This window comes from Streptomyces sp. CA-251387 (assembly GCF_050936625.1).
GTDB lineage: Bacteria > Actinomycetota > Actinomycetes > Streptomycetales > Streptomycetaceae > Streptomyces.
On record NZ_JBNJMJ010000001.1, the window covers coordinates 2346755 to 2367687 of the forward strand.

17 protein-coding genes and 2 pseudogenes are annotated in these 20933 nt (G+C 71.2%); 7 read left to right on the forward strand and 12 right to left on the reverse strand.

The window, feature by feature from the left end:
* Window positions 1–34: 34 nt before the first annotated feature.
* A complete protein-coding gene (locus ACQEV2_RS10450; RefSeq protein WP_433038921.1) occupies window positions 35–1840 on the forward strand; it encodes a bifunctional metallophosphatase/5'-nucleotidase in 1806 nt (601 codons plus the stop codon).
* Between the two features lie 26 nt (window positions 1841–1866).
* Here the strand turns inward: ACQEV2_RS10450 and ACQEV2_RS10455 are convergent, their stop codons facing one another.
* From ACQEV2_RS10455 to ACQEV2_RS10480, 6 genes and pseudogenes are all read right to left on the reverse strand, one after another.
* Entirely contained in the window at window positions 1867–3315 is a 1449-nt protein-coding gene (locus ACQEV2_RS10455; protein ID WP_433054336.1) for a lysine N(6)-hydroxylase/L-ornithine N(5)-oxygenase family protein, read from the reverse strand.
* Window positions 3316–3341: 26 nt separating this feature from the next.
* Window positions 3342–4928, reverse strand: coding sequence for a pyridoxal phosphate-dependent decarboxylase family protein (locus ACQEV2_RS10460; protein WP_433038923.1), 1587 nt, complete (start codon window positions 4926–4928; stop codon window positions 3342–3344).
* Between the two features lie 252 nt (window positions 4929–5180).
* The gene (gene pepN / locus ACQEV2_RS10465) at window positions 5181–7685 is read right to left on the reverse strand and encodes an aminopeptidase N (protein WP_433038925.1); all 2505 of its coding nucleotides are present in this window, start codon (window positions 7683–7685) and stop codon (window positions 5181–5183) included.
* A gap of 102 nt (window positions 7686–7787) precedes the next feature.
* The gene (locus ACQEV2_RS10470; RefSeq protein WP_433038927.1) at window positions 7788–8348 is read right to left on the reverse strand and encodes a response regulator; all 561 of its coding nucleotides are present in this window, start codon (window positions 8346–8348) and stop codon (window positions 7788–7790) included.
* Window positions 8349–8551: 203 nt separating this feature from the next.
* Window positions 8552–8902, reverse strand: a complete 351-nt coding sequence (locus ACQEV2_RS10475; RefSeq protein WP_433038929.1) for a chorismate mutase — start codon at window positions 8900–8902, stop codon at window positions 8552–8554.
* 23 nt (window positions 8903–8925) lie between these two features.
* Window positions 8926–9276: pseudogene (locus ACQEV2_RS10480) on the reverse strand (helix-turn-helix domain-containing protein); the annotation flags it as partial.
* Between ACQEV2_RS10480 and ACQEV2_RS10485 the strand changes: the two are divergent.
* A pseudogene (locus ACQEV2_RS10485) lies at window positions 9264–10472 on the forward strand (beta-galactosidase); the annotation flags it as partial. The pseudogenes ACQEV2_RS10480 and ACQEV2_RS10485 overlap by 13 nt on opposite strands.
* Before the next feature lie 100 nt (window positions 10473–10572).
* Here ACQEV2_RS10485 and ACQEV2_RS10490 read toward each other — a convergent pair.
* Entirely contained in the window at window positions 10573–11370 is a 798-nt protein-coding gene (locus ACQEV2_RS10490) for a S1 family peptidase (protein WP_433038931.1), read from the reverse strand.
* A 193-nt stretch (window positions 11371–11563) separates the two neighbouring features.
* Between ACQEV2_RS10490 and ACQEV2_RS10495 the strand changes: the two genes are divergently transcribed.
* Entirely contained in the window at window positions 11564–12490 is a 927-nt protein-coding gene (locus ACQEV2_RS10495; protein ID WP_433038933.1) for a hypothetical protein, read from the forward strand.
* A gap of 259 nt (window positions 12491–12749) precedes the next feature.
* Here the strand turns inward: ACQEV2_RS10495 and ACQEV2_RS10500 are convergent, their stop codons facing one another.
* Both ACQEV2_RS10500 and ACQEV2_RS10505 read right to left on the reverse strand, forming a co-directional pair.
* Window positions 12750–13625: an SDR family oxidoreductase gene (locus ACQEV2_RS10500; RefSeq protein ID WP_433054339.1), complete on the reverse strand. Its 876-nt coding sequence runs from the start codon at window positions 13623–13625 to the stop codon at window positions 12750–12752.
* Window positions 13626–14076: 451 nt separating this feature from the next.
* Window positions 14077–14817: an SDR family oxidoreductase gene (locus ACQEV2_RS10505; RefSeq protein WP_433038935.1), complete on the reverse strand. Its 741-nt coding sequence runs from the start codon at window positions 14815–14817 to the stop codon at window positions 14077–14079.
* A gap of 54 nt (window positions 14818–14871) precedes the next feature.
* Here ACQEV2_RS10505 and ACQEV2_RS10510 point away from each other — a divergent pair, with 54 nt between their 5' ends.
* The 4 genes from ACQEV2_RS10510 to ACQEV2_RS10525 are packed head-to-tail and all read left to right on the forward strand — an operon-like array spanning window position 14872 to window position 18313.
* Window positions 14872–15660, forward strand: a complete 789-nt coding sequence (locus ACQEV2_RS10510) for an enoyl-CoA hydratase family protein (protein WP_433038937.1) — start codon at window positions 14872–14874, stop codon at window positions 15658–15660.
* Complete coding sequence (locus ACQEV2_RS10515; protein WP_433038939.1) at window positions 15661–16497, forward strand: CoA transferase subunit A; 837 nt, start codon at window positions 15661–15663, stop codon at window positions 16495–16497. It begins immediately after the preceding gene.
* The gene (locus tag ACQEV2_RS10520) at window positions 16494–17261 is read left to right on the forward strand and encodes a CoA-transferase subunit beta (protein WP_433038941.1); all 768 of its coding nucleotides are present in this window, start codon (window positions 16494–16496) and stop codon (window positions 17259–17261) included. The genes ACQEV2_RS10515 and ACQEV2_RS10520 overlap by 4 nt, the downstream gene beginning before the upstream one ends.
* The gene (locus ACQEV2_RS10525) at window positions 17261–18313 is read left to right on the forward strand and encodes an NAD(P)H-dependent flavin oxidoreductase (protein WP_433038943.1); all 1053 of its coding nucleotides are present in this window, start codon (window positions 17261–17263) and stop codon (window positions 18311–18313) included. The genes ACQEV2_RS10520 and ACQEV2_RS10525 overlap by 1 nt, the downstream gene beginning before the upstream one ends.
* 4 nt (window positions 18314–18317) lie before the next feature.
* On the opposite strand, the gene ACQEV2_RS10530 is transcribed toward ACQEV2_RS10525, so the two are convergent.
* The 3 genes from ACQEV2_RS10530 to ACQEV2_RS10540 are packed head-to-tail and all read right to left on the reverse strand — an operon-like array spanning window position 18318 to window position 20911.
* On the reverse strand, window positions 18318–19475 hold the full coding sequence (locus tag ACQEV2_RS10530; protein WP_433038945.1) for an acetyl-CoA C-acetyltransferase: 1158 nt from the start codon (window positions 19473–19475) through the stop codon (window positions 18318–18320).
* Between the two features lie 26 nt (window positions 19476–19501).
* The gene (locus ACQEV2_RS10535; protein ID WP_433038947.1) at window positions 19502–20113 is read right to left on the reverse strand and encodes a TetR/AcrR family transcriptional regulator; all 612 of its coding nucleotides are present in this window, start codon (window positions 20111–20113) and stop codon (window positions 19502–19504) included.
* Between the two features lie 15 nt (window positions 20114–20128).
* Window positions 20129–20911, reverse strand: a complete 783-nt coding sequence (locus ACQEV2_RS10540) for an SDR family oxidoreductase (RefSeq protein ID WP_433038949.1) — start codon at window positions 20909–20911, stop codon at window positions 20129–20131.
* Between the last annotated feature and the right edge of the window lie 22 nt (window positions 20912–20933).

Here is a 20933-nt window from a genome sequence, read left to right on the forward strand (position 1 = left end):
CGCGTTGTTGACCATTCCCCCGGGAGAAGCACCCATGCCGTTGAACCGCCGGAAGTTCCTGAAGAAGTCCGCCGTGACCGGAGCGGGGGTGGCGATCGCCGGCGCGGCGGCGGCTCCGGCGGCGCAGGCCGCCGAGACCACGACGGCGAAGAAGCCCGGGAAGCGGTACTCGCTGACGGTGATGGGCACGACCGACCTGCACGGCAACATCTTCAACTGGGACTACTTCAAGGACGCGGAGTACGCGGACGCCAAGGGCAACGCGAAGGGCCTGGCGCGCGTCTCGACGCTGGTGGACCAGGTCCGCGAGGAGAAGGGCCGCCGCAACACGCTGCTCATCGACGCGGGCGACACGATCCAGGGCACCCCGCTGACGTACTACTACGCGAAGGTCGACCCGATCACCGCGGAGGGTGGTCCGATCCACCCGATGGCGGCGGCGATGAACGCGATCGGGTACGACGCGGTGGCCCTCGGCAACCACGAGTTCAACTACGGTATCGAGACGCTGCGCAAGTTCGAGGAGCAGTGCGACTTCCCGCTGCTGGGTGCGAACGCGCTGGACGCGAAGACGCTGAAGCCCGCCTTCCCGCCGTACTTCATCAAGAAGTTCTGCGTTCCGGGCGCCCCGCCCGTGAAGGTCGCGGTCCTCGGTCTCACCAACCCGGGTATCGCGATCTGGGACAAGGCGTACGTCCAGGGCAAGCTGACGTTCCCGGGTCTGGAGGAGCAGGCCGCGAAGTGGGTGCCGAAGCTGCGGGCGATGGGCGCGGACGTCGTGATCGTGTCGGCGCACTCCGGGTCGTCGGGTACGTCGTCGTACGGTGACCAGCTGCCGTACATCGAGAACTCGTCGGCGCTGGTGGCCCAGCAGGTGCCGGGCATCGACGCGATCCTGGTCGGGCACGCGCACACGGAGATCGCGGAGCTGCTGGTCACGAACGAGAAGACCGGCAAGACGGTCGTGCTGTCGGAGCCGCTCTGCTACGCGCAGCGGCTGACCCTGTTCGACTTCGAGCTGGTCTTCGCACAGGGCCGCTGGACGGTCGAGTCGGTGAAGGCGACGGTGCGCGATTCGAAGACGGTCGCCGACGACCCGAGGATCACCAAGCTGCTGAAGGACGACCACGACATCGTCGTGGAGTACGTCAACCAGGTCGTCGGCACGGCGACCGAGACGCTGACCACGGTCGAGGCGCGCTACAAGGACGCCCCGATCATCGACCTGATCACCAAGGTCCAGGAGGACGTGGTCAAGGCGGCGCTGGCGAGCACGCAGTACGCCTCGCTGCCCGTCATCGCGCAGGCTTCCCCCTTCTCGCGCACCTCGGAGATCCCGGCCGGGGACGTGACGATCCGGGATCTGTCGAGCCTGTACGTGTACGACAACACGCTGGTCGCGAAGCTCATGACGGGCGCGCAGATCAAGGCGTACCTGGAGTACTCGGCGGAGTACTTCGTGCAGACGGCGCCGGACGTGACGGTCGATGTCGCCAAGCTGACGAACGCGAACAACCGCCCGGACTACAACTACGACTACGTGTCGGGGCTGTCGTACGAGATCGACATCGCCCAGGCGGCCGGTTCGCGGATCAAGAACCTGTCCTACAACGGTGCCGCGCTGGACGACGCCCAGCAGTTCGTGTTCGCCGTGAACAACTACCGGGCCAACGGCGGCGGCGCGTTCCCGCATGTGGCGTCGGCCCAGGAGCTGTGGTCGGAGTCGACGGAGATCCGCACCCGGATCGCGGAGTGGGTGACCGCGAAGGGTGTGCTGGACCCCAAGGAGTTCGCGTCGGTGGACTGGAAGCTCACGCGGAACGGTACGCCGGTGTTCTAGGCCCGTAGGTCTCTTTGTGGGGAGCCTCAGATCCCGTCCATGAGCGGTGTCAGCACCTTCGGCCGGCGCGCGGACGGGATCCGGGGCTCCTTCTGTTGCAGGCCGAACGTGGTGAAGGCCGTGCGGGTGGGCAGGCGGTAGGTCTGCTTGCCCGTGAGGGAGTTGAGGATGCCCGCGCTGCGCCAGGCGGCGAGGCCGAGGTCGGGAGTGCCGATGCCGTGGGTGTGGCGTTCGGCGTTCTGGACGTAGACGTGGCAGCCGGAGCCGGTGACGGAGGGGTCCATGACCAGGCGGTACTGGTCGTCGACGCGGGGGCGCTCCTGGTTGTCCCGGCGCAGGTAGGGGTCGAGACCGGCGAGGAGGCAGTCGAGGGACCGTTCGCGGTAGCCGGTGGCCAGGACGACCGCGTCCGTGGTCAGGCGTGAACGGGTGTTCTGCTGGATGTGCTCCAGGTGGAGCTCGACCTTGGTCGTGGCGATACGGCCGGCGGTGCGCACCAGGACGCCGGGGGTGATGACGGTGTCGGGCCAGCCGCCGTGCAGGGTGCGGCGGTACAGCTCGTCGTGGATCGCGGCGAGAGTGTCGGCGTCGATGCCCTTGTGGAGCTGCCACTGCGACGCGACGAGCCGGTCGCGGACCGGTTCCGCGAGGGCGTGGAAGTAGCGGGTGTAGTCGGGGGTGAAGTGCTCCAGGCCGAGCTTGGAGTACTCCATGGGTGCGAACGCCTCGGTACGGCCGAGCCAGTGGAGCCGTTCGCGCCCGGTGGGACGGTGCCGGAGCAGGTCCAGGAAGACCTCGGCGCCGGACTGTCCCGACCCGATGACGGTGATGTGCTCGGCGGCGAGCAGTCTCTCGCGGTGGTCGAGGTAGTCGGCGGCGTGGATGACGGGGACGGCGGGTGCGTCGACGAGGGGTCTGAGCGGGTCCGGGACGTACGGCTCGGTGCCGATGCCCAGGACGACGTTCCGGGTGTACGTACGGCCGAGCGCCTCGCCCTCGCCGTCCGGGCCGAGCTGGGTGAAGTCGACCTCGAAGACGTCGCGTTCGGGGTTGAAGCGGACGGCGTCGACCTGGTGACCGAAGCGCAGTGCGGGGAGGTTCTCGCAGACCCAGCGGCAGTAGGCGTCGTACTCGGCGCGCTGGATGTGGAAGCGCTCGGCGAAGTAGAAGGGGAAGAGCCGGTCGCGGGCCTTGAGGTAGTTCAGGAAGGACCAGGGGCTGGCGGGGTCGGCGAGCGTCACCAGGTCGGCGAGGAAGGGGACCTGGATGCGGGAGCCGTCGATGAGCAGGCCGGGGTGCCAGGAGAAGGCGGGGCGCCGCTCGTAGAAGACGGCGTCCAGGGCGGTGAGGGGCTGGGCGAGGGCGGCGAGGGAGAGGTTGAAGGGGCCGATGCCGATTCCGACCAGGTCGCGGGGCGTGTCGGGGTCGTGGTGCGGGGGTTTGGGGAGCACATCGGCTGCGGGGGTGCGGTGCATATCGGCAGAGGGGTTCGACTGCGGACTCATCCGGGGGTGTTTCCTTCCACCAGTTTCAGGAGAGCGGCCAGGTCGTCCGGGCGCGTGCGGGGGTTGAGGAGGGTCGCCTTCAACCACAGGCGCCCGTCTATGCGGGCCCGGCCGAGGACGGCGCGGCCGTCGATGAGGAGCCTGCGGCGTACGGCGGCGACGGCATCGTCGTCTGCGTGTGCGGGCCGGAACAGGACCGTGCTGAGGGTGGGCCGGTCGTAGAGCTCGAAGCCGGGGTGGTCGTGAACGAGGGCGGCGAACTCGCGGGCGTGGCCGCAGACTTGCTCGACCAGTCGGCCGAGGCCGGTGCGGCCGAGGGTCTTGAGGGTGACGGCGATCTTCAGGGCGTCGGGCCTGCGGCTGGTGCGCAGGGAGCGGCCGAGCAGGTCGGGCACGCCCGCCTCGGTGTCGTCGTCGGCGTTGAGGTAGTCGGCGCGGTGGTGGAGCACGGCGAGGTCGCTCGGGTCCCGGACCGCGAGGAGTCCTGCGGCGACCGGCTGCCAGCCGAGTTTGTGCAGGTCCAGAGTGACGGTGTCGGCGGCGGTGAGGCCGGTGAGGCGGTCGCGGTAGCGGTCGCTGAAGAGGAGGGCTCCGCCGTAGGCGGCGTCGATGTGGAGCCGGGCGCCGTGGGTGGCGCACAGGGCGGCGATCTCCGGGAGGGGGTCGATGAGTCCGGCGTCGGTGGTGCCGGCGGTGGCGGCGACCACGAGGGAGCCGCGCGGGCCGGGCAGGGCGGTGAGGGCCTCGTCGAGGGTGGCGGGGTCGAGGGTGCCGGCGGGGGCGGGGACGACGACGGGCTCCGGGAGGCCAAGCAGCCAGGCGGCGCGGGGCAGCGAGTGGTGGGCGTTCGCGGCGTGCACGAGCCGGATGCCGGTGCCGTGTGCTTCTCGGGCGAGGAGGAGGGCGAGGTGGTTGGATTCGGTGCCGCCGGTGGTGATCAGGGCGTCGGGGTGTGCGCGAGTTTTCTCGCCCCCGCCGCCCCTACCCGTCCCGTCCTGAAGGGGCTCCGCCTCTTCCACCCCGCCAGGGGGCTCCGCCCCCTGGACCCCCGTCGGCCCTGAAAGGGCCTCGTCCTCAAACTCCCCCAGAGGGGGCACCCCCAGACGGGCTGAAAGATGCCGGCCGGCGTCGAGAGCTGCGGCTCCCAGCAGGGGCATCCCCGGGACGCGATACACCTCCCGCGCGAGCGCCGCCGTCACCAACGCCTCCAGCTCCGATGCGCCCGGCGCCTGGTCCCAGGAGTCCAGCGAGGGGTTGAGGGCGGAGGCCGCTAGGTCGGCCGCGGTGGCTACGGCCAGGGGCGGGCAGTGGAGGTGGGCGGTGCAGAGGGGGTCCGCGGGGTCGGCGGTGGTCTCGGTGAGGGCGCGGACGACGGTGTGGAGGGCGTTCGGGTCGCCCTGGTCCGGGAGTACGTCGCCGATCGCGTCCCGTACGCGCGCGGCGACCGCGTCCGGGCCGCCCGAGGGCAGTGGTCCTCCGCGGGCCCGGGTGCCCTCGCTCAGCGCGTGGAGCACGGTGTCGAGCAACGGCCGTAGGGCGTGGGGTCCTTCGGGGCCTGAAGCGAGCGACGACGGCGTGCTCATCCTGTCCTCCCGGGCGCTGGGGCAAGAGGGACTTCCAGCTTGTACCCGGATGCGTGATGACGCCCGAAAAGCCCAACGATCGGAACCCGAAAGGGGGTACTTGCGTGCGGGGAAAGCGTGTCGGGGTGGCGTGCGGAAGGCGGCGGGGTAGGGGCCACCGCATCCGCCAGAGGGTGCAGCGGCTCCCTACGTCATGGCGACCAGGCCGCTGTACCACCGCGGCCGGCCCGCTACGTCGTGGCGACCAGCGCGCTAGCCCTTCCGCACCCGCAACGCCCGTGCCAGGTCGTCGAGTTGGTCGACCAGCTTGCGTCGCAGCGCCGGGATCGGCTCGCCCTCGCGCAGGCACTCCTCGCCCAGCCGCAGGGTGTCGGCGTCGACGGCGTGCGCCGGGAAGGCGTAGCGGCCGGCGGCTTCGGCGATGGCGGGGCCTCGGCGGGCCGCTACGGCGACCGCGTCCGGGTAGTAGCGGGGCACGTACTGCCGTACGAGGTCGGCCTGTTCGGGCTGCCAGAAGCCCTGGGCGGTGGCGGTGAAGAGGTAGTTGGACAGGTCGTTGCTGTCGTCGGTGGCGAACATCGCGGCCCAGGCCTTCGCCTTGGCCTCCTCGTCGGGCAGGGCGGCCCGGCAGCGGGCGGCGCCCTCCTGGCCGGTGGCGCTCGGGTCGCGGTCCAGCTCGGCGGCGATGGCGGCCTCGTCGACGGCGCCGAGGACGGCGAGGCGGCCGAGGACACGCCAGCGCAGCTCGGGGTCGAGTTCGGGTCCGCCCGGCACGGTGCCGTCGGCGAGCCAGGCTGCGATGGCCTCGGGGTGGGCGGCGACGTCGATGAAGTGGCGTACGGCGATGAGGCGCAGGCCGGGGTGGTCGCCGTCCTCGGTGCGGCGGATGAGGTCGCGGCAGAGGGAGGAGAGGGTGGCCAGGGCGGCGGGGCGCTGCTCCGGGGTGAGGTAGCGGTCGGCGACCTGGGTGGTGGCGAAGGCGAGGACGCCCTGGACGACGGCGAGGTCGGACTCGTGCGGGAGGTGGGTGCGGGCCGTCTCCAGGTAGGCGGTGGCGGCCAGTTCGCCGTCGCGTACGGCGTCGCGCAGGGCGTTCCAGACGACCGCGCGGGTGAGCGGTTCGGGCAGTCCGGCGAGGCTCCCCCGGACGGTCTCGAAGGACTCGGGGTCGAAGCGGACCTTGGCGTAGGTCAGGTCGCCGTCGTTGAGCAGCAGCAGCGCCGGGCGCTTGCCGATGGGGCGCGGGGCCGGGTGCGGCACGTCGAGGTCGAGGCGGTCGCGCAGGACGAGGTGGCCGTCGTTGTCGCCGAGGTCCAGGTCGTACAGACCGACGGCGATGCGGTGCGGGCGGCTGCCGGCGCGGTCGACGGTGAGGCTGTACGTGCCGTTCTCGCCGGGGGTGACGGCCGGGGTGAGGGTGTCGACGCCGGTGGTGCGCAGCCAGGTGTCGGCCCAGGCGTGGACGTCGCGTTCGGTGGCGGAGGCGAGGGAGTCGATGAAGTCGGCGAGGGTGGCGTTGCCGAACTTGTGGCGGGCGAAGTGGGTGTTGATGCCGGCGAGGAAGTCCTTCTCGCCGAGCCAGGCCACCAGCTGGCGCAGTGCGGAGGCGCCCTTGGCGTAGGAGATGCCGTCGAAGTTGAGCAGGGCCGTGGCGGTGTCGTGGACGGCTTCGGGGGCGACGGGGTGGGTGGAGGGGCGCTGGTCGGCGTCGTAGCCCCAGGCCTTGCGGGCGACGCCGAAGTCGGTCCAGGTGTCGGTGAAGCGGGTGGCTTCGGCGCAGGTCTGGTAGCCCATGTACTCGGCGAAGGACTCGTTCAGCCAGATGTCGTCCCACCAGCGCAGGGTGACGAGGTCGCCGAACCACATGTGGGCCATCTCGTGGGCGATGACCATGGCGCGGGTCTGGCGCTCGGTGTCGGTGACGGCGGAGCGGTAGACGAACTCGTCGCGGAAGGTGACCAGTCCGGGATTCTCCATGGCGCCGGCGTTGAACTCGGGGACGAACGCCTGGTCGTAGGAGTCGAAGGGGTACGGCTCGTCGAACTTCTCGTGGTAGCGGTCGAAGCACGCGCGCGTGACGTCGAGGAGTTCGTCGGCGTCCGTGTCGAGGTAGGGGGCGAGCGAGTGGCGGCAGTGCAGGCCGAAGGGCAGGCCGCGGTGTTCGGTGCGCACGGAGTGCCAGGGGCCGGCGGCGACGGCGACGAGGTAGGTGGAGATCAGCGGGGTGGGCGCGGCCTGCCAGCGGCCGTCGCCGAGGTGTTCGGTGATCCCGTTGGCTAGGACGGTCCAGCCCTCGGGGGCCTTGACGGTGAGGTCGAAGACGGCCTTGAGGTCCGGCTGGTCGAAAGCGGCGAAGACGCGCTGGACGTCGTCCATGAACAGCTGCGTGTAGACGTAGGTCTCGCCGTCGCTGGGGTCGGTGAAGCGGTGCATGCCCTCGCCGGTGCGGGAGTAGCGCATGGCCGCCTCGACGCGCAGCTCGTGCTCGCCGGCGGTGAGGTTCTTCAGGGGCAGCCGGTTCTCGTCCAGGGTCTCCGGGTCGAGGGGGTGTCCGTCCAGCGTGACGGAGCGCAGCTCGGCCGGCTTGATCTCGACGAACGTGTCCGTGTCCGCGTGGTCCGCGCGCGTGGTGAACCGGATGACGGTGCGGGAGTCGAAGGTCTCGTCCCCGGTGGTCAGGTCGAGTTCGATCGTGTAGCGATGGACGTCGAGGAGCTGGGCACGGGTCTGCGCTTCGTCGCGCGTGAGTACGGACATGCAGGACATGCTGCCTGATGCCACTGACAGGGCACAGGGGCGGATCGGTACGTACGGTATGTCCGGTCTGCGGTTGGAGTCAGGTCCGGCCCGCGGTTGGCGTCATGTCCGGTCTGTGGTCGGCGTCTGCGCCGGGCTGTCGCGCTGCGGCGGGACGCGGACGTCGGGGTGAGGCAGGGCGGGGCGCGGTCCGGGGTGCTCGGCTCCGGGGTCCTCGGCCCCGGGGTCGTTCTTGACGAGGGCGCGCAACTCGCGGATCTCGTGCTCCAGTGCGCGGTGGCGCCGGTAGGAGTCGTACAGGTAGCGGACCTTGGTACGCAGCGACCAGGGGTCGATGGGCTTCAGGACCAGGTCGGCGACGCCGAGTCCGAAGGCGGTGGACATCAGCTCCTGGTCCGCGCCGAAGCCGGTGAGCAGGACGACCGGTATGTGCTGGGTCTGTTCCACCCGGCGCATGTAGCGCACCACCTCCAGGCCGCTGACGCCGGGCATCCGGACGTCCAGGAGCAGCAGGCCGACCTGGCCGCGGAGCACCTGCTTGAGCGCCTCGTCTCCGCTGGTGGCACGGGCGAGCCGGTAGCCCAACGGGGCCAGGGCGCTCTCCAGCGCGTACAGCGTGTCCTCGTGATCGTCGACGATGAGGATCTTGGCATCCGACGGCATGGCCCGACGTCCCTCCCGCGTGGACATCCAGGGTATGTCCGGGGGCGCTGACGGGGAGTGCGTGTCAGCTGACTTGGAGTGCACAGCGCAGCATGCCCGGCACGGGCCGCCGTGTCACTCCCCCGGGAGGGCCTGTCGGGGTGCCGTCGTCGCATTCGCGTCGTCCGCCCGGCCTGCCAGGCGCAATCGGCGGCAGGCCCGGGTCAGTTCGCCGTGGGCGCAACGCCGTTGATCGTGTCCTCGGCGATGCTCTCGTGGTGCCTGATCACTTCGGCGATGATGAAATTGAGGAACTTTTCCGCAAATGCCGGGTCCAGCTTGGCGTTTTCGGCGAGGGTGCGCAGGCGGGCGATCTGCCGGGCCTCGCGGGCCGGGTCGGCGGGCGGGAGCTGGTGCTTGGCCTTGAGGTGGCCGACCTGCTGGGTGCACTTGAAGCGCTCGGCGAGCATGTGGACGACGGCCGCGTCGATGTTGTCGATGCTGTCGCGCAGCCGGGCGAGCTCCTCACGGACGGCAGGGTCGACGTCGCCGGGGGACGGATTGCTGGTGGTCATGAGGGCCCAGCCTACGGGGCCCGTCAGGTGGTCGTCCGTTCGATCACGGGTGGGTCGTCGGGGTCGGGGACCTGGTGGGACCAGCCACCGGGGACGGTACGGCCCTGCTGGGCGCGGAAGCGGACGGGGGCCATGCCGACGCGGCGGGTGAACAGGCGGGAGAAGTAGGCGGGGTCGTCGTAGCCGACGCGGCGGGCAATGGCGGCGACGGTCAGCTCGGTGCCGGCGAGGAGTTCCTTGGCGCGGCCCAGGCGGATGCCGAGCAGATAGTCCTTGGGGCTGCAGCCGGCGCCGCGCCGCACCGCGGTGCGCAGTTCGGCGAGGGTCATGCCGTGCCGGGCGGCGTGGTCGGCGACCGTGAGAGGACCACATGCTCTCCGGTGGGACGATCCCCGGGGTCCTCGCGACGGTGTACTTCGGCTCCCACGCGCGCGTGGCCTTCGAGACGCTGCGCCGGCACCGCTCCGACGGTCCGCTGATGTGCATGGAGTTCTGGTGCGGCTGGTTCGACCACTGGGGCGGCGAGCACGTCGTACGGAATCCCCAGGACGCGGCGGCGGCCCTGCGGGAGATCCTGGAGTGCGGGGCCTCGGTCAACCTGTACATGGCACACGGCGGCACGAGTTTCGCCGGCTGGGCGGGCGCCAACCGGGGCGGCGGCGCGCTGCACGACGGGCCGCTGGAGCCCGACGTGACGTCGTACGACTACGACGCCCCGATCGACGAGTACGGCCGCCCCACGGCGAAGTTCTGGGCCTTCCGCGAGGTCCTCGCCGAGTACGCCGACGGCCCGCTGTCCGAAGTCCCGCCCGCGCCCCCGTCGTTGGGTTCGCCGGCCGAGGCGGTCCTGACCGGCTGGGCGCCCCTGGGCGACGTACTGGAGACGCTGGGCGGCCCGGAGACGTCCGGCCCCGTCCTGCCCACCTTCGAGGAACTGGGTGTCGAGCGGGGCCTGGTGCGGTACGAGGTGACGGTGCCGGGGCCGCGGCAGCCGTATCCACTGAGGGTGCGGGGGCTGCGGGATCTCGCCGTGGTGTACGTCGACGGGGCGCGGGCCGGGGTGCTCACCGAGGACGACGCGTACCTCAAGGAGCCCGTCGCCGGGTACGCGCGCGTGGAGCTGTGGGTGGAGTCCCTGGGGCGGGTCAACTACGGGCCGCGCCTGGGCGAGGCCAAGGGGATCACCGGGGGCGTGCTGCACGAGCGGCAGTATCTGCACGACGTACGCGCGCGTGGGCTGCGACTGGAGGCGCTGGACGACGCCGAGGGGGTCCGGGCGGTGCCGTCGCGGGAGCTGCCCGAGGACGGTGCCCCGGGGCTGTACCGGGGCACCGTCACGGTGCGGGGCGCCGGTGACGCCCGCCTGGAGCTGCCGGGCCTGACCCGCGGGTTCGTGTGGATCAACGGCTCCCACCTCGGCCGTTACTGGTCCGCGGGCCCACAGCGGTCGCTGTACGTCCCGGGGCCCGTGCTGCGGGAGGGAGTCAACGAGGTGTGGGTGCTGGAGCTGGCGGAGACGGCCCGGCCGGGGTCCGGCGAGGCGGGTGCCCCGGTGCTCCGGGCCGTCTGACGCATGCTGATGCCCACCACTGAGGCGCCAGTGATGCACCATGAGGCACCAGTGATGCACCACCGATGCACCCCTGATGCCCCCTTGCCGCGGCGGCTGCCTAGAGGGCGTTCGCCGCGCGGGCTATGTCCTTCGCGAAGGTGCTGACCTCCGTGTAGACGCCGGGCACACCGGTGCGGGCGCAGCCGTCGCCCCAGCTGACTATGCCGACCTGGATCCACTTGTTCGCGTCGTCCTTGCGGAACATGGGGCCGCCGGAGTCGCCCTGGCAGGTGTCGATGCCGCCGCGTTGCCAGCCGGCGCACAGTTCCTCCTTCGACACCAGCCGGTTTCCGTAGTGGCGCTTGCAGATGCGGTCGGCGACGAAGGGAACGGTGGCCTTCTGGAGCTTGGTCGTGCCCTCACCGGCCCCTTCCTTCGTGTCGCCCCACCCGGCGATCGTGAACATGCCGCGGTTGTAGCGGTCCGTGGTGGCGATCTTCAGCGTCGGCTTGTCGATGGGCCGGGCGAGCTTGATCAGCGCCCAGTCCTTGCCGCTGCCGTCGTAGCCCGGGGCCACCTTGACCTTGGTCGACTTGACCTTGATCGCGGCGGAGGAGTTGAGGTCGTTGACACCAGCGGTGACGGTGATGCTGGTGTTGTTGCCGGAGCCGTCCATGCAGTGGGCGGCGGTCAGGACGACGTCCTTCTTGTAGAGCGCCCCGCCGCAGCCCATGGAGAGATGGACCATGAACGGGAACTCGGCCTGCGCGGCGGGCGTTCCACCGACGACACGGGTGGACGCGCCGCTCGGGCTGCTGGACGCAGCGGTGGACGCGGCGTTCGCGCTGAGGGGCTGGAGGGAGGCGACCGCGAGGGCGACGGCACCGACGGCCGCGCCTCTTTTGGCCAGGGTCATGCCGCTTCTTTTCGGCGAGCTGTGGGTCAACATACGTCCTTTCATGGCGTGTTGAGCGGCCCGCAGTATGAAGATCAGATGGCATGCTTGACAAGGACGGATCTCACGTCCCCGGCGTGGAACCTCACCAGGGAAATTCCCCTCACATCCCCGTAGAGTGGAATCGGGTTCAAGGCGTCTTGGGGGTACGGCCGTGGCGAACGGCGGACCGGTCCAGCACGGCTTCCCACACCTGGAGACGGTGCGGGCCTCGATCACCGCGCTCTACAGGCGGCTGTCGTACGACACCATCCAGACGTTCGCGACGAGCGTGGCGCCGGTCGATGTGGCGTTCTGCGACACGGATGATCTGTATCTGGGCGCGCAGCGGGTGGCCCGCGAGCTGGTGCGGCACTACCGCCTGCCGGACGCCCGCCTGATCGTCAGCTTCCGGGAGATGACGCATGCGGCGAACGTCGAACTCGCCGCCGGGCCCGAGTACTTCGTCGAGCTGAACGACCGTTTCCGCACCCATCGCCAGGACATCGGGGCGGCGCTCGCCCATGAGGTGATGCACGTGTATCTGCACCGCCTCGGGTTGGCCTTCCCCGGCACGCGCGACAACGAGATCCTCACGGACACGGCGACGACGTATCTGGGCGCGGGCTGGCTGCTTCTCGACGCGTACCGGGAGGACGCGGCGTCCTCGCAGAAGCTGGGGTATCTGACGCCGGAGGAGTTCGGGTACGTCCTCGCCAAGCGGGCGCAGGTCTTCGCCGAGGATCCGTCGGTGTGGTTCACGAGCCCCCAGGCCTACACGGCGTATGTGAAGGGCCTCGCCGAGGCCCGCCGCGACGAGGAGCAGCCTCCCTTGACGGCGGCGGGGTGGGCGGGGCGGCGGCGGTATGCCCGTGATCGGCGGCATGCGCAGGAGCATTACGGTTCCGGTGCCGGGGCCGGGGCTCGTGCTGGTGCCGGGGTCCGGGCGGGGGTGCCGTATGCGTTCACGCCGGATGGGCGGGGGCCGTTGCGGGTGTCGTTTCCGTGTCCTACGTGTCAGCAGCGGATTCGGGTGCCGGTGCGGGGGCGGGTGCGGGCGCGGTGCGGGTTGTGCCGGACGGTGCTGGAGTGCGACACGTAGGGTTTCTCGCCCCCGCCGCCCCTACCCGTCCCGTCCTCCAGGGGCGCTGCCCCTTCGACCCCGGCCCCTGGGGGCTGCCGCCCCCCAGACCCCCGCTTCGGCCCTGAACGGGCCTCGTCCTCAAACGCCGGACGGGCTGAAACCAGCCCGTCCGGCGTTTGAGGAGCGGGGGTCCAGGGGGCGGAGCCCCCTGGCGGGGTGGAAGGGGCGGAGCCCCTTCAAGGATGGGACGGGTAGGGGCGGCGGGGGCGAAAACCCCTCACGCGCCGTACACCGCCCCCGGCACCTCCGCCTCCCCCAACAGCTTCAGCGCCGCCTCCCCCACCTCCTCCGGCATCCACCGCGCCCCCTTGTCCGCACTCGGCCCCGCCCTCCATCCCTCCATGACCGTGATCCGCCCGCCCTCCGCCTCGAAGACCCTGCCCGTCACCCCGGCGCTCGCCGCCGAGCCCAGCCAGACGACCAACGGGGAGACGTTCTCCGGGGCCATGGCGTCGAAGCCGGCTTCGGGAACCGCCATCGACTCCGCGAAGGTGCGTTCCGTCATGCGGGTACGGGCCGCAGGGGCGATCGCGTTGACCTGGACGCCGTAGCGGGACAGCTCGGCCGCCGCCACCAGGGTCAGGCCGATGATGCCCGCCTTCGCGGCGCTGTAGTTTCCCTGCCCGAGTGAGCCCAACAGCCCCGCCCCGCTGCTCGTGTTGACGACCCGGGCGATCGGCGTACGGCCCGCCTTCGCCTCCGTTCGCCAGTACGCGGCCGCATGCTTGAGGGGAAGGAAGTGCCCCTTGAGGTGGACGCGTACGACGGCGTCCCAGTCGTCCTCGTCGAGGTTGACCAGCATCCGGTCGCGCAGGAAGCCGGCGTTGTTGACGAGGGTGTCGATGCGGCCGTACGTCTCCACCGCGGCCGCCACCAGGGACGCCGCCCCGGCACTCGTCGCGACGTCACCACCGTGCGCGATCGCCTCACCGCCCGCCGCACGGATCTCGTCGACCACCTGCTGGGCCGGGTTGCCGGTGGCCACCTGCCCGTCCTGACGGTCGGCAGCCACCCACTGGGCGGGACTGCCACCGGCCGCCTGCCCCGCCGGGCGATCACCAGCCACCTGTCGCGCACGACTGTCATCGGCCACCTGCCCAACTGGGCGATCAGCAGCCACCCGCCGAGCGAGGCTGTCCCCGGCGGCCTGCCCAGCGCGGCTTTCACCGGCCAACTGCCCGGCCTGACGGTCGGCACCCCCCTCCCGGGTCAGGCTGTCCCCAGCCACCCGCCGAGAGCGGCTGCCATCGACCACCCGCTTACCCTCACGGTCGCCGGCCATCTGCCCGTCCTCATGGTCGCCGACCACCTCCCCGGCCGAGCGGTCCCCGGCCCCCCGCCGACCCGGCCCGTCGGCAGCCACCCGCCGATGCGAGCCCTCCCGACCCGAGCCCTCCGCCCCCGACGTGCCGTCCAAGCCGACGCCCAGGTCGTTCACCACGACCTTCGCCCCCTCCGCCGCGAACGCGAGCGCATGCGCGCGCCCGAGCCCCCGGCCCCCGCCGGTGACGACGACGACCCGTCCCTCACAGATCCGGCTCATGTCATGCCTCCTTGTTGACCGTTGCGGCGTCCAGGAAGGCGGGCCGCTCGCCCCCGCCGTGCACGAGCAGGCTCGCCCCGCTGATGTAGGCGGCGGCGTCGGAGGCGAGGAAGACGGCGGCCGCGCCGACGTCGGCGGGTTCGGCGAGGCGGCCGAGCGGGACGGTGCGGGAGACGGCCGCGATGCCGTCCTCGCCTCCGTAGTGGAGAAACGACTGCTCCGTGCGGACCATGCCGACCAGCAGTGTGTTGACGCGGACCTCCGGCGCCCACTCCACCGCCATCGAACGGGCCAGGCTCTCCAGCCCGGCCTTCGCGGCCCCGTATGCCGCCGACCCGGGCGACGGGCGGCCGCCACTGACGCTGCCGATCATCACGACCGAACCCCGCGCATGTTTCAGGTGGTCGTACGCGGCGAGGGATGCTGTCATCGGCGCGACGAGATTCAGCTCGATCACGCGCGCGTGCCGCTCGGCGCCCGTGTCCGTCAACCGTCGGTACGGTGTGCCACCCGCGTTGTTGACGAGGACGTCGAGGCGGGGCAGGGCCGCGAAGAAGGACCGTACGGCTTCCGGGTCGCGGAGATCCAGCGGTCTGAACTCGGCCTGGGCGAGCGGGACTTCGGGGGGTCTGCGCGCACAGACGACGACGTCCGCACCGGACTCTGCGAAGGCTCGCGCTATGCCCGCACCGACACCCCGCGTGCCGCCCGTGACGACCGCGACCTTCCCGTCCAGCCTCATGCCCGGCTACCCTTCACCTAACAAACGTTTGGTGGAAAGGTAGCTGATGCGGCCATGGGTGTCTCCACCTCGTCCCCGGAAAAGGGGCCCGAAAGGAATGGACCCGAAGGGAATGGACCCGAAAGGGATGGAATCGCCGTCGTCACGGTCGATTTCCCCCCGGTGAACGCCCTGCCGGTGAAGGGCTGGTTCGCCCTGGCCGACGCCGTGCGGGCGGCGGGCCGTGACCCGGAGATCCGGTGTGTCGTCCTCATGGCCGAGGGGCGGGGGTTCAACGCGGGCGTGGACATCAAGGAGATACAGAAGGACGGGCACAGCGCGCTGATCGACGTCAACCACGCCTGCGCGGAGGCGTTCGCCGCGGTGTACGACTGCGCGGTGCCCGTCGTGGCGGCCGTGCACGGCTACTGCCTGGGCGGCGGTATCGGCCTGGTGGGCAACGCGGACGCGATCGTGGCGAGCGAGGACGCCACGTTCGGGCTGCCCGAGCTGGACCGGGGAGCGCTGGGCGCGGCCACCCATCTGGCCCGGCTCGTCCCGCAGCATCTGATGCGCGCGCTGTACTACACCTCGCGCACGGCGACCGCGGCCGAGCTGCATGCGCACGGCTCGGTGTGGCGGGTCGTACAGCGCGCCGAACTGCGCACCGCCGCCCTGGATCTGGCCCGCGAGATCGCCGCGAAGGACGGGCAGTTGCTGCGGCTGGCCAAGGCCGCGATCAACGGCATCGATCCGGTCGACGTGCGCCGCAGCTACCGCTTCGAGCAGGGCTTCACGTTCGAGGCCAACCTGAGCGGGGTGGCCGACCGGGTCCGTGACAGGTTCGGAAGGGACGGTGGCTGAGTGAGCGACAAGACGACGACCACGGAGGAGGTCGTGTCCCGGCTGCACAGCGGCATGACCCTGGGCATCGGCGGCTGGGGCTCGCGCCGCAAGCCGATGGCCCTGGTGCGCGCGCTGCTGCGCTCCGATGTCACCGACCTCACGATCGTCTCGTACGGCGGCCCCGACGTCGGCATGCTCGCCGCCGCCGGACGGGTCCGCAAACTGGTCACGGCCTTCGTCACCCTCGATTCGATCCCGTTGGAACCGCACTACCGCGCGGCCCGCGAACGCGGCGCCTTCGAGCTCATGGAGATCGACGAGGCCATGTTCATGTGGGGCCTGCACGCCGCGGCGAACCGGCTGCCGTTCCTGCCGGTGCGGGCCGGGATCGGTTCGGACGTCATGCGGGTCAACCCCGGCCTGCGGACGGTGACGTCGCCGTACGACGACGGCGAGACGTTCGTGGCCATGCCCGCCCTGCGTCTGGACGCGGCCCTGCTCCACGTCAACCGCGCGGACCGGCAGGGCAACGGTCAGTACCTGGGCCCCGACCCCTACTTCGACGACCTCTTCTGCGGGGCCGCGGACGTGGCGTATGTCTCGTGCGAACGGATCGTCGACACGGCCGAGTTGACGAAGGATGCGGCCCCGCAGTCGCTGCTGATCAAGCGGCACACGGTGACGGGGGTCGTCGAGGCGCCGAACGGAGCGCACTTCACGTCCTGTGCGCCCGACTACGGCCGGGACGAGGCCTTCCAGAAGGCGTACGCGACGACGCCCTGGCCGGATTTCGCGGCGCGCTTCCTCGGCGGGGACGAGCAGACGTACCAGTCGGCGGTCAGGGAGAGGTCATGACGGAGAACACCCGCACGCACCTTCCCCCGCCCACCCGCACACCCATTCCCCCACCGACCCGCGCCGAGTACTGCGTGATCGCCTGTGCCGACGCCTGGCGCGACTCGGGTGAGATCCTGGCGAGCCCGATGGGTCTGATCCCATCCGTGGGGGCCCGGCTGGCACGGCTCACCTTCGCACCGGACCTGCTGCTGACCGACGGCGAGGCGATGCTCGTCCGCCCGGACGGGACGGCCGAGGGCTGGCTGCCGTACCGGCAACACCTCGCCCTGGTAACCGGCGGCCGGCGGCACGTGATGATGGGCGCGAGCCAGATCGACCGGTTCGGCAACCAGAACATCTCCTGCATCGGTGACTGGGAACGGCCGAAACGGCAACTGCTCGGGGTGCGGGGCGCGCCGGTCAACACCCTCAACCATCCGACCAGTTACTGGATCCCGAGGCACTCCCGGCGGGTCTTCGTCGAGAAGGTCGACATGGTCTGCGGAGTCGGCTACGACCACGCGGGCGACGCCCCCTACCACCGCATCCCCCGTGTCGTCTCCGACCTCGGCGTCTTCGACTTCGCCACACCCGACCACTCGATGCGGCTCGCCTCGCTCCATCCGGGCGTCACACCGGAGCAGGTCCAGGAGGCGACCGCCTTCGAGCTGGCCGTCCCGGACGAGGTGCCGCCGACCCGCGAACCCACCGCCGAGGAGCTGCGGCTCATCCGCGAGGTGATCGACCCGGGGAACACGCGCGCGCGGGAGGTCGGTGCGTGATGGAGACGGCGCTGACCCGGCTGGTCGGGGTCCGCCGGCCGATCGTGCAGACGGGGATGGGCTGGGTGGCGGGCCCGCGGCTGGTCTCGGCGACGGCGAACGCGGGCGCGCTGGGCATCCTGGCGTCCGCGACGATGACGGTCGACCGGCTGCGTGAGGCGATACGGGAGGTCAGGTCCCGGACGGACGCGCCGTTCGGGGTGAATCTGCGGGCGGACGCCTCAGACGCCGGCGACCGGGTCCGCGTCCTGATCGACGAGGGGGTGCGCGTCGCCTCCTTCGCCCTCGCGCCCTCCCGGGAGCTGATCGCCGAACTCAAGGACGCGGGCGTGATCGTCATCCCCTCGGTCGGTGCCCGGCGGCACGCCGAGAAGGTCGCGGCGTGGGGCGCGGACGCGGTGATCGTGCAGGGCGGGGAGGGCGGCGGGCACACCGGCGAGGTGGCGACGACGGTGCTGCTGCCGCAGGTCGTCGACGCCGTGCAGATACCGGTCGTGGCGGCGGGCGGCTTCTTCGACGGGCGGGGGCTGGTCGCGGCGTTGGCCTACGGGGCGGCGGGCGTCGCCATGGGCACGCGGTTCCTGCTCACCTCGGACTCGACGGTGCCGGACGCGGTGAAGGCGCGGTATCTGGCGGCGACCGTACGGGATGTCACCGTCACGCGGGCGGTCGACGGGCTGCCGCACCGCATGCTGCGTACGGAGCTGGTCGCCGAGTTGGAGAACGCCGGCCGCGTGAGCGCGGTGTTCCACGCCCTGCGGAGGGCGGCGGGCTTCCGGAGGCTGTCCGGACTGACCTGGGCGCAACTGGTACGCGACGGCCTTGCTTTACGGCACAGCAAGGACCTGTCGTGGAGTCAGGTGCTCCTCGCGGCCAACACCCCGATGCTGCTCAAGTCGGCGATGGTGGACGGCCGTACGGATCTGGGCGTGATGGCGTCCGGGCAGGTCGCCGGGGTGATCGACGACCTGCCGTCGTGCGCGGAACTGGTGGAACGGACCATGAAGGAGGCCGAGGAGGTACGGGAGCGCCTCACGGACCTCAGGGACTGATGACTCACAGCCTCTCGATGATCGTCACGTTCGCCTGTCCCCCGCCCTCGCACATCGTCTGCAGCCCGAACCGGCCGCCCGTGCGTTCCAGTTCGTGCAGCAAGGTCGTCATGAGCTTCACGCCCGTGGCTCCCAGCGGATGCCCCAGCGCGATGGCACCCCCGTTGACGTTGACCTTCTCCGGATCCGCGCCGGTCTCCTTCAGCCAGGCCAGGACGACCGGCGCGAAGGCCTCGTTGATCTCGACGAGGTCGATGTCGTCGATGGACAGGCCGGTCTTCTTCAGGGCGTGGGCGGTGGCGGGGATCGGGGCGGTGAGCATGCGAATGGGATCCTCACCGCGCACCGAGAGGTGATGCACCCGGGCCCGGGGCGTGAGCCCGTGCTCGCGCACGGCCCGCTCCGAGGCCAGCAACATCGCCGCCGCGCCGTCGGAGACCTGCGAGGAACAGGCGGCGGTGATCGTGCCGCCGTCGATGACCGGTTTCAGCCCGGCCATCTTCTCCAGCGAGGTGTCCCGGCGCGGCCCCTCGTCGACGGCGACCTGACCGTAGGGCACGACTTCCCGCTCGAAGCGCCCCTCGTCGATCGCCCGCAGCGCCCGCCGGTGCGAGCGCAGCGCGAACTCCTCCTGGTCCTGCCGGCTGATCCCCCACTTCGCGGCGATCATCTCGGCACCGACGAACTGGTTCACCGGCTTCTCCCCGTAGCGCGCCCGCCAGCCCTCGCTGCCCGCGAAAGGACCCGCGGTCAGACCCAGCGGCTCGGCGGCCTGCCGGGTGGCGAAGGCGATGGGGATCATCGACATGTTCTGCACGCCGCCCGCGACCACCAGGTCCTGGGTGCCGGACAGCACGCCCTGCGCCGCGAAGTGCACGGCCTGCTGCGAGGACCCGCACTGCCGGTCCACGGTCACGCCCGGCACCTCCTCGGGCAGCCCGGCCGCCAGCCAGCAGGTCCGCGCGATGTCCCCGGCCTGCGGCCCGACCGCGTCCAGGCAGCCGAAGACGACGTCCTCGACGGCGGCCGGATCCATGCCCGCGCGCGCGACGAGTTCCTTCAGCACATGCGCGCCCAGGTCGGCCGGATGGACCTTGCTGAGCCCTCCTCCGCGCCGCCCGACGGGCGTACGGACCGCTTCGACGATGTAGGCCTCGGCCATGGCAACTCCCCAGACTCCTCAGTGAGTTACGTACGTACGGCGATCCCGTCCAGCACCATCGACAGGTACTGCCGGGCGATCTCCTCCGGGCTGTGCTGTCCGCCGGGCCGGTACCAGGACGCGGCGACCCACACCGTGTCCCGCACGAACCGGTAGGTGAGCCGGACGTCGAGGTCGGACCGGAACACCCCGGCCGCGACCCCGCGCTCCAGCGTGGACAGCCACGCCTTCTCGAACCTGCGCTGCGACTCGGCGAGGAACGCGAACCGCTCCTGCGCCACCAGCTGCTTGTTCTCCTTCTGGTAGATCGCGACGGCGGCGCGGTGCCGGTCGATCTCCCGGAACGACTCGGTGACCAGGGCTTCGAGGGTCTCGCGGGGGCCCAGCTCGGCGCCCAGGACGGCGTCGTAGCCGGCCCAGAGCTCGTCGAGGAAGGTCCGCAGGATCTCCTCCAGCATCGACTCCTTGGAGTCGAAGTGGTAGTAGAGGCTGCCCGCGAGCATGCCCGCGTGGTCCGCGATCTTGCGTACGGTCGTGGCGTTGTAGCCCTGCTCGGCGAAGACCTCGGCGGCGGTGTCGAGGAGTTCGCGGCGCCGGGCGGCTGCGGCGGTCACCTGGGGCTTCTTCTTGGTCGGCACGGTTCCATTGTGGTGCTAGGGGTGCTGGCTGCTGACGGAGACGACCTCGCCGGTCAGGTACGAGGAGTAGGGCGAGGCCAGGAAGACGATCACGTTGGCCACCTCCCAGGGCTCGGCGTACCGTCCGAAGGCCTCGCGGGCGGTGAGTTCGGCCAGCAGTTCCGGGGTCGTCACCTTGGCCAGGTGGGGGTGCATGGCCAGGCTCGGCGCCACGGCGTTCACGCGCACGCCGTACTCGGCGGCCTCCACCGCCGCGCACCGGGTCAGCGCCATCACCCCTGCCTTCGCGGCCGCGTAGTGCGCCTGCCCGGCCTGGGCGCGCCAGCCGACGACGGAGGCGTTGTTGACGATCACGCCGCCGGTGTCCCGCATCCGGCGGAGGGCGGCGCGGGTGCACCGGAAGGTGCCGTTCAGGGTCACGTCGAGGACCTTCGACCACTGCTCGTCGGTCATGTCGACGAGCGGGGAAGTCCCGCCGAGGCCCGCGTTGTTGACGACCACGTCGAGCCGGCCGTGCTCCTGTACGGCGGTGTCGAACAGCGCCTGTACCTGCGTCTCGTCGGTGACATCGCACACCGCGGACGTCACCGCGCCCTCGAAATCCCGGGCCAGATCCGCCTCGTACTCCTTCAGCCGCCGCGCGTGCGCATCGCTGATCAGCACGCGGGCGCCCTCCTCCAGGAGGCGGCGGGCGGTCGCGCCGCCGATGCCCGCACCGGCCGCCGCGGTGATGACGGCGGTGCGCCCGGCGAGCAGCCGGTGCCCGGGAACGTACGTCGGCGCCTCGACGTTTGTCATGGCAGCACGCTAACCTACCAAA